The sequence below is a fragment of the Longimonas sp. genome (genome assembly GCF_040409695.1).
Lineage (GTDB): Bacteria > Bacteroidota > Rhodothermia > Rhodothermales > Salinibacteraceae > Longimonas.
The window spans coordinates 1-6,810 of record NZ_JARWGJ010000134.1; the positions used below are offsets into that span (position 1 = coordinate 1).

Annotated in this window: 8 protein-coding genes and 1 other RNA gene; 2 read left to right on the forward strand and 7 right to left on the reverse strand. The window is 58.0% G+C overall.

The genetic code is table 11. The features are described from left to right. The first annotated feature begins 254 nt into the window (after positions 1 to 254). An RNA gene (gene rnpB, locus PPP56_RS08375) (RNase P RNA component class A) lies at positions 255 to 692 on the forward strand. A gap of 632 nt (positions 693 to 1,324) precedes the next feature. Here the strand turns inward: rnpB and secG are convergent. From secG to PPP56_RS08400, 5 genes are all read right to left on the reverse strand, one after another. Continuing rightward, on the reverse strand, positions 1,325 to 1,672 hold the full coding sequence (gene secG / locus PPP56_RS08380) for a preprotein translocase subunit SecG (protein WP_353563591.1): 348 nt from the start codon (positions 1,670 to 1,672) through the stop codon (positions 1,325 to 1,327). 169 nt (positions 1,673 to 1,841) lie between these two features. Then, a complete protein-coding gene (locus tag PPP56_RS08385; RefSeq protein WP_353563592.1) occupies positions 1,842 to 2,399 on the reverse strand; it encodes an NUDIX domain-containing protein in 558 nt (185 codons plus the stop codon). Between the two features lie 69 nt (positions 2,400 to 2,468). Further along, on the reverse strand, positions 2,469 to 3,212 hold the full coding sequence (locus PPP56_RS08390; RefSeq protein WP_353563593.1) for an RsmE family RNA methyltransferase: 744 nt from the start codon (positions 3,210 to 3,212) through the stop codon (positions 2,469 to 2,471). Positions 3,213 to 3,472: 260 nt separating this feature from the next. Next, positions 3,473 to 4,174, reverse strand: coding sequence for a ferredoxin--NADP reductase (locus tag PPP56_RS08395; protein WP_353563594.1), 702 nt, complete (start codon positions 4,172 to 4,174; stop codon positions 3,473 to 3,475). Between the two features lie 376 nt (positions 4,175 to 4,550). Further along, entirely contained in the window at positions 4,551 to 4,757 is a 207-nt protein-coding gene (locus PPP56_RS08400) for a cold-shock protein (RefSeq protein ID WP_353563595.1), read from the reverse strand. A 204-nt stretch (positions 4,758 to 4,961) separates the two neighbouring features. Between PPP56_RS08400 and PPP56_RS08405 the strand changes: the two genes are divergently transcribed. Next, on the forward strand, positions 4,962 to 5,750 hold the full coding sequence (locus PPP56_RS08405) for an SDR family oxidoreductase (protein ID WP_353563596.1): 789 nt from the start codon (positions 4,962 to 4,964) through the stop codon (positions 5,748 to 5,750). A 101-nt stretch (positions 5,751 to 5,851) separates the two neighbouring features. Here the strand turns inward: PPP56_RS08405 and PPP56_RS08410 are convergent, their stop codons facing one another. Both PPP56_RS08410 and PPP56_RS08415 read right to left on the reverse strand, forming a co-directional pair. Then, complete coding sequence (locus PPP56_RS08410) at positions 5,852 to 6,286, reverse strand: hypothetical protein (RefSeq protein ID WP_353563597.1); 435 nt, start codon at positions 6,284 to 6,286, stop codon at positions 5,852 to 5,854. Positions 6,287 to 6,466: 180 nt separating this feature from the next. Next, a partial coding sequence (locus PPP56_RS08415) for a helix-turn-helix transcriptional regulator (protein WP_353563598.1) occupies positions 6,467 to 6,810 on the reverse strand: 344 nt, incomplete at its 5' end.

Here is a 6,810-nt window from a genome sequence, read left to right on the forward strand (position 1 = left end):
GGGTTTGCTGTGCCGCCGCAGCGTCAGGTTGAGATCCGCAAGCGCAAGCGCGTGATCGTCTGTGAGCACACGGGGCGCATCATCGTCGACAAGGAGCTGTATGAAGAGACCGCGGAAGAAACCAACGAGAAACTGGATCTCGACACAGGAATTGACACGGCTATGTAAGCCGCCGGGTAACCGGGCCAGGCAATAGACGAAACCAGAAGCAAAGCAAGAACCAAAAACAAGGCATGCATGATAGCACGTCCTGGTGTGCGCTCCAGAGCATCGCTCCGTCGCCCTTCGGGGGGCGGTGAGGAAAGTCCGAACACCATAGGGCACTGTGCTTCCTAACCGGAAGGCGTGCTGTTGCTGAGGCAGCGGCACGACGGCACGTGCAACAGAAAGCTGACCCGCCGATGGCTGCAGCGTATGCTGCGGCACAGGCAAGGGGTGCAAAGGTGAGGTAAGAGCTCACCGGCACGGGGGGCGACCTCTGTGGCCAGGCAAACCCCACAGGGTGCAAGGCCAAGCAGCGTCGCACCGCAGCTTCGGCTGCGGATACAGCGGCCCGCTGAATCTGCGACGCGGGTAGGCCGCTTGAGCATGCGAGCAATCGCATGCCCAGATAGATGGTGCTTCCAGTGCCCCAGCCGCTGCGGCCGGCAGGGCGCTGCATACAGAATTCGGCTTATCGGGGCGCACACCGCCGCATGTCATTGTGAGAGAAGGGTCGTCCCCAGCACAAGGGGGCGGCCCTTTTTCTTGTGGTGGCACACGTACGCTGCCAAGGGCTGCCGAGGAGCGTGTATTCAGATGCATGATACACGTACCCCGCTTTCCCCAACGGCTTTGAACGCGTCGGATGAAATACGGCCGCTCTTGGGGCGACCTTTGCACTTCATGGGACCAGGACGTAGAATCTGTTTGGGGCTTTGGTTTGCAGCCCAGCGGAGCCGCTCGCAGCGCCCCGACCGCAGGGAGGAAGTACTCCTGGGGTGCCCAAATCAAGAAATCAAAACAGGTTCTTAAGGCAACGAAGGCAACGTAGCGTTAAACCAGAAAACCCCTCCTCCCGAATCGGAAGGAAGGGTTCTGTGACAGACAGCAGTAGGTGCTGCTCTTGCATGTACAGGTGCACATGCTCAGGGCGCGCCAAGACACAAGTAGTCTAGACGCAAGTAATCCGGGGGCGCGTCTATGAGTGCTGCATTGCGATGTTGCCGGGCGCGTGCCAGGGGGTACGCCAGTACGCCACAGCAGCACACGCGCACGCCCGGCTGTCAAATAAGAGCCTGTTCAGATGAGGGCTTGTGCACTACACGCCCTATCGAGAGAGCCCCTACTCATTATCCGGGAGAGGGGGCGGACCGTCGCCACCCGGAGCAGCAGGCATCTGCTGTTGCTGTTGCTGGGGGGCCTGCTGCTGAATGATGCTTTCCTCAGGGCCCTGTGTCTGAATCAGGAAGTTAATCAGGATACAGAGGACAATGAAGGCTGTACCCAGCACCCAGGTTACCTTCTCAAGCAGGTCGGGTGCCTGACGCGTCCCCAGCACCTGCCGGGTAGCACCGCCAGAAGCAATACCGGCGAGTCCTCCGCCCTGTCCGCTCTGCAAAAGAATAACAATCACCATCACAACCGCAATCAAGGTGATGATGCCGAGGGTGACAAAAAACAGAAACGACATTACAGCCTTACAATTCGTGTGTAAAATCAGCGTTCTACAGTCGAGAGCAGCGACGCCCGCCTGCCCGCACTGGTTTTCTTACCGGACGTGCTATTATCGCGTATCCGTTACATGCAGCACGTTCGTATGACAAAGCGGCCCGCTTGTTCACGGATTTGTTGTCTCTCGCTCAAAAGTTCGCATCCGCCTGCTCCAGAACGTAATGCACGCGGTTCAGTGCAGTGATGGTTTTCATGTCAGACAAGGTTCCGTTGCGTGCGCGAGCCACAGCCTCTGTGAAAGGCAAACGCACGGGCTCTATAAACTCATCGTCTGTGAGTTCCATGTCTCCCTGCGTCAGGCCCCGTGCGATGCATACGTGAATCACCTCGTTGCTGTACCCAATGCATGGATAGAAGGCGCCAACGTGGGTAAGCGTATCTGCGCGAATCCCTGTTTCTTCCTTAAGCTCTCGGCGGCCCACATCTTCAGGCGACTCGTTGTCGCTGTCGAACTTCCCGGCAGGCACCTCCAGGAAGGTGCGCCCCGCCGGAAAGCGAAACTGTCGCACAAGCACGGTGGCGCCGTCTTCAAAGATCGGAACGATAGCCACAGCGCCAGGATGGTCGATCCATTCGCGGGCCGCGCTGCGCCCGTCGGGCAGGCGCACCTCGTCGCGATAGACGTGAAGCAGCTTGCCGTTCAGTAGCTCTTCAGAGGAAAGGGAAGTCTCGGTAAGATCGGCCATGGGATAGAAGCTCGGTGCAACAAAAGATAAAAAGGGATGCGAAGCGTGCCAGCCGCTTGATCATGCTTCTCACAAAGAGACACCAGGCACCGGGTCTACGTGCTGAAGCGCAACAACGGTGCTTGCTGCAGCAAGGGCGGCTGTTTCTGTACGCAGGCGTCGAGGCCCCAGGTGCGCCACCCGTGCGCCTGCGCGCTCAGCAAGCGCGACCTCGCGCCTGGTGAATCCGCCTTCGGGGCCCACGGCGAGTAAGACGCCCTGTCGAGGTCGCGTAGACAGGGCCTCCGGAAGACTCATGCGGTCGGGACCGGTTTCGTGAAGGCAGATAGGAGCCTGCCGTGGATGCTGGGCGATAGCTTGAGACAGGGAGCAAGGCGCAGCAAGCGCAGGCAGGCGCGAACGTCCGCACTGCTTGAGCGCGGCGGTCATAATGTTCTGCAGCCGGTCGCGACGCAGGCGCGATCGTTCGGTACGCTCTGTAACCAGTGGAATAAGCGTTGTGATGCCAAGCTCTACTGCCTTCTCAACGAGTGTCTCATACCGGCTACGCTTCTTAACAAGTCCGACCGCGAGTATAAACGGACGCTGCGGCTCGCCTACCTCATGCCGGGTCTCTACTACAGTCCCCATCGCTTTCCGGGTGTCGGTCTGCTCCAGTCGGACCCGGTGCCACCCGCCTACGCCATCAACGACCACAATGTTATCGCCCACGTCGTGGCGCAGCGCACGCACCGCATGCCGGGTTTCATCGGGAGAGAGCACGACGCGGGTGCCGTGGAACTGTTCAGGAGAGGCGTAGAAGGTGGTGGTCATGAGGTACCGGTATGTTGCAGGGGCCAGTGGATAATTTGTATTGGCTATCTAAGAGGCCGGCATAGCATCTACAAGGGCTATTCTTTTACGTGTATGGTGCTTTCATGTGCATGCGGCGTAGCATGCGACATACAGTGAGATGCAATGAAAGCGCATACAAGTCAGTTTCCATCGGCCCTCTACATCCGGCGCAAAGAATCGTGTCTGAAGAAGAGCGCTGCCGATCGGGGCTTCTGCCCCAGATGCACTGTCGTCGAATGTTACGAGACGGACCCCGACTCCCACCCTTCAGAAAATACCCGTTCGTCGGGCAGGCCGTAGTCTGCGAGGGTGTCGAGCGTGTCTACCACCATCTGAGGCACGCCGCATACGTACACATGGGCGCTCTCCCAATCCGCGTCGTACGTATCCAGGTGCGACTGCACAAACCCTGTACGACCCGGCCACTCGACGTCCGACAGCACGTAGTGCACCGAGAGCCGGTCGTGCTCCGCAGCAAGCAGGTCGAGCGTTTCGCGGTAGAGCAGCGTTTCGGGGCGCTTCTCGCCATGCACAAACGTGATATGCCCGGTCCCTTCGGTCAGGTACTGGCGTGCCATGCTCAGCAGTGGGGTAATCCCCGTACCCGTAGACAGAAAGACGACATCGCGGTTTAGGTCGCGAAGCTGCAGGTTGCCCGAGAGAGGCATAACAGGCACCGTGTCGCCCACGCTTCGCGCATCCATCCACGTCGAGCAGGTGCCGTCGTCATAACGCTTAATCGCAAGCACAAGCGCATTCGTCCCCGGCTGGTTCACCGGAGAGTAGGGACGCACTACGGGCGGACTCCGATCGGGCATTACGATGCTGGTATGCTGGCCGGGTTTAAAGCTGAATGTGTGGTCGTCCGCACGCAGCACGTACTGGGTGGTGCGGGGCGTAAGCGCGTGGCGCGATACGAGAACGGTGTCAACAGTATCCAAGGCAGTATCAAAACGAGTTCAACAGAACGCGGGGAGGCGCAAGCACGGTGCCCGCCAAACAGACGCTGCGTAAACTATCCGTGCAGGCTGCTCTCCCAATGAACTGAAGCGACAGGGGTTGCGCATCCCAACTGTATGTAGATGCTCCGTTAACATCAAGACGGCTCGATACAGGTCGATGCAGGAAAATGTAGACCGATGTAAATAGATGCAGAGCGTGCCTGCTGAAGCAGACAACACGTGGGTATACAACAGAATACACAACATTAAGAAAGCCCGACTCAAGATGAGCCGGGCTCCAAAGCTGTATGATGTACAGGTTGCCCCGTACAGGCTGCATACAAGGGCGTGCCGTGTGGCCAAGCCCTGCTACAACCTACACACGCTCCACGTTGACCGCATTGAGGCCTTTGGGCGTTTCCTCAACTTCAAACGCGACCTCGTCGTTGTCCTCAAGCGGACCGACTGTGTCGACGTCGACAATGTTAGAGTGGTGGACAAACACATCTTTGGTTCCGTCGTGCGGGGCAATGAATCCAAAGCCCTTTTCGGTACTGAACCATTTAACTGTTCCTTGTGGCATATCGGTGTTGGTGTTGATGATTGTACGGCGCTGCGGAGGGCAATAAGCAACCTTCCGACATACCGTAGCGTAAAGTAACTCTTGATTATATCCTTAACATGGGGCTATAACGTATGTTCGCGTTTCATGCGTATCTTTAATGCTGCGGAGCGCGTCTACACACGTATTCCACGAACATTCTGTCGCAAAGCAGTTCGCACCATTATGCAAGATAGGCCTACCGTGTGGATCACAGGAGCTTCGTCGGGTATCGGAGCGGCGCTTGCCCGGACCTGGAGCCAGCAGGGCGCGCGGCTGATTCTCTCAGCCCGGCGCGAGGAGGCCCTGCAGGCGGTAAAGTCGAACTGCGCCAATCCAGATCAGCATACGGTGATCCCGCTCGACCTGGCCGATCCCGATTCGCTATATGCGGCTGTCGATGCAGCAACAGAGGCGCACGACACCATCGACGTGCTCATCAACAACGGCGGTATCAGCCAGCGGTCGCGGGCGCAAGATACTGAAGTTGAGGTGGTACGGCGCATCATGGAGGTGAACTTCTTCGGGGCCGTCACGCTTACGAAAGCGCTCTTGCCTCACTTCATCAAGCAAGGGGCGGGGCACATCGGGGTGGTAAGCAGCGTCGTCGGCACTTTCAGTACACCCGGGCGCACTGCGTACGCAGCGTCAAAACATGCGCTGCATGGCTACTTTGACGGCCTGCGTGCCGAGGTGTACGACGCTGGACTGCGCGTTACGCTTATCTGTCCGGGATATGTGCGCACCAATGTGTCACGCAATGCACTCACTGCCGATGGCTCGCGCTACGGACAGATGTCTGACTCCATCCGCAATGGCATTGCTCCCGAAGCGTGCGCCACGGCTATCATCCGTGCGCTAAAAGAAGAACGCGACGAAGTCTATATCGGGGGCATTGAGACCTACGCGGTCTACCTGAAGCGCCTGTCGCCCGCGCTTTTCAACCGCATCATCCGGCTTGTAGATACGACGTAAGCGCCTAAAACAGCTAAAGTAGTGTCTGAAAAGTAAGCGCACCGCTCGCGGAATGCTTTCAGACGCTGCTTAAACCCAAGCCCTAAAATCAAGCCCTAAACTCAAGCGTCGGCCCGGGGCCAGGAGGTGTCTTTGGGAAGGGGGGCTTGCGGTGCCTGCAGCTTCAGTTCGTCGGGAACGTCATTGACCTGTGTATCAGGATTAACCACAGCTACAAGCGGAAGCGCCAGCGCAGTAAAGAACTTCCCCATTGCCGCGATCAGAAACTCCTGCTGCAGCTCCACAAAGTCAGGCTCAAACCGCCCCTCCTCATCCAGGTGCCCCTCAATGTCGAGATACAGCACACGCGGCCAGTCCGGAAACTCATCCTGCGCGCGTTTCAGCAGCCCAAAGATGTCGTACGCGGCTGTCTCAAAGTCGTCGGTCTCCGACACCACATGATACAGCGAGATGGTGTTATCAAAGTTCATATGGATGCCCGGGGCATCGGGCTTATTGTACTCCGGTACAAAGTCCGGCATCTCTTGCTCAGGCATATGTTGGAATCGGTTGGGGATGCGTACGTGCGGCGATCATGGGAAAAATCTAATGCATGCGCCGGAGCATGGATTCCCAGAAGACGTTAAGACGCCTTCTGAAAGCGTATGCGTGTCAGGGTAGTCCCTCGCGCTGTCAGATAGCATCTGCGCATCTCCCTGTACTGTACTGCCCTGTACCTACGTAGCTTCTCTGCGAGAGACCTGGCTGGGGGGATAGCCGAAGTGGGCGCTAAACTGCCCGCTAAATGATGCCAGGCTCTCGTACCCAATGGCATAGGCCACTTCGGTAACTGACCCTTCACCGGTGGCAAGCAGGTCATGAGCGCGCTTCATGCGCACCTCGCGGATAAGCGAGGCCGGCGAGGGAGCCTTGTTGGTACGCGCACGGCGGTAGAGCGTACTCCGGCTCATCATCATCTCCTCGGCCAGATCGTCGACATCGAAATCGATATCGGTGATGTTCGATTCGATGATTGCTCGGGCGTTCTGCTCAAACTCGGAGCGCTTGGCCTCTGATTCAG

What these genes read in the sequence shown, in the direction of transcription:
- secG (WP_353563591.1), bottom strand. Translation starts at nt 1,672, where the DNA reads ATGTCGTTTCTGTTTTTTGTCACCCTCGGCATCATCACCTTGATTGCG.
- PPP56_RS08385 (WP_353563592.1), bottom strand. Translation starts at nt 2,399, where the DNA reads ATGGCCGATCTTACCGAGACTTCCCTTTCCTCTGAAGAGCTACTGAAC.
- PPP56_RS08410 (WP_353563597.1), bottom strand. Translation starts at nt 6,286, where the DNA reads ATGCCTGAGCAAGAGATGCCGGACTTTGTACCGGAGTACAATAAGCCC.
- PPP56_RS08400 (WP_353563595.1), bottom strand. Translation starts at nt 4,757, where the DNA reads ATGCCACAAGGAACAGTTAAATGGTTCAGTACCGAAAAGGGCTTTGGA.
- PPP56_RS08405 (WP_353563596.1), top strand. Translation starts at nt 4,962, where the DNA reads ATGCAAGATAGGCCTACCGTGTGGATCACAGGAGCTTCGTCGGGTATC.
- PPP56_RS08390 (WP_353563593.1), bottom strand. Translation starts at nt 3,212, where the DNA reads ATGACCACCACCTTCTACGCCTCTCCTGAACAGTTCCACGGCACCCGC.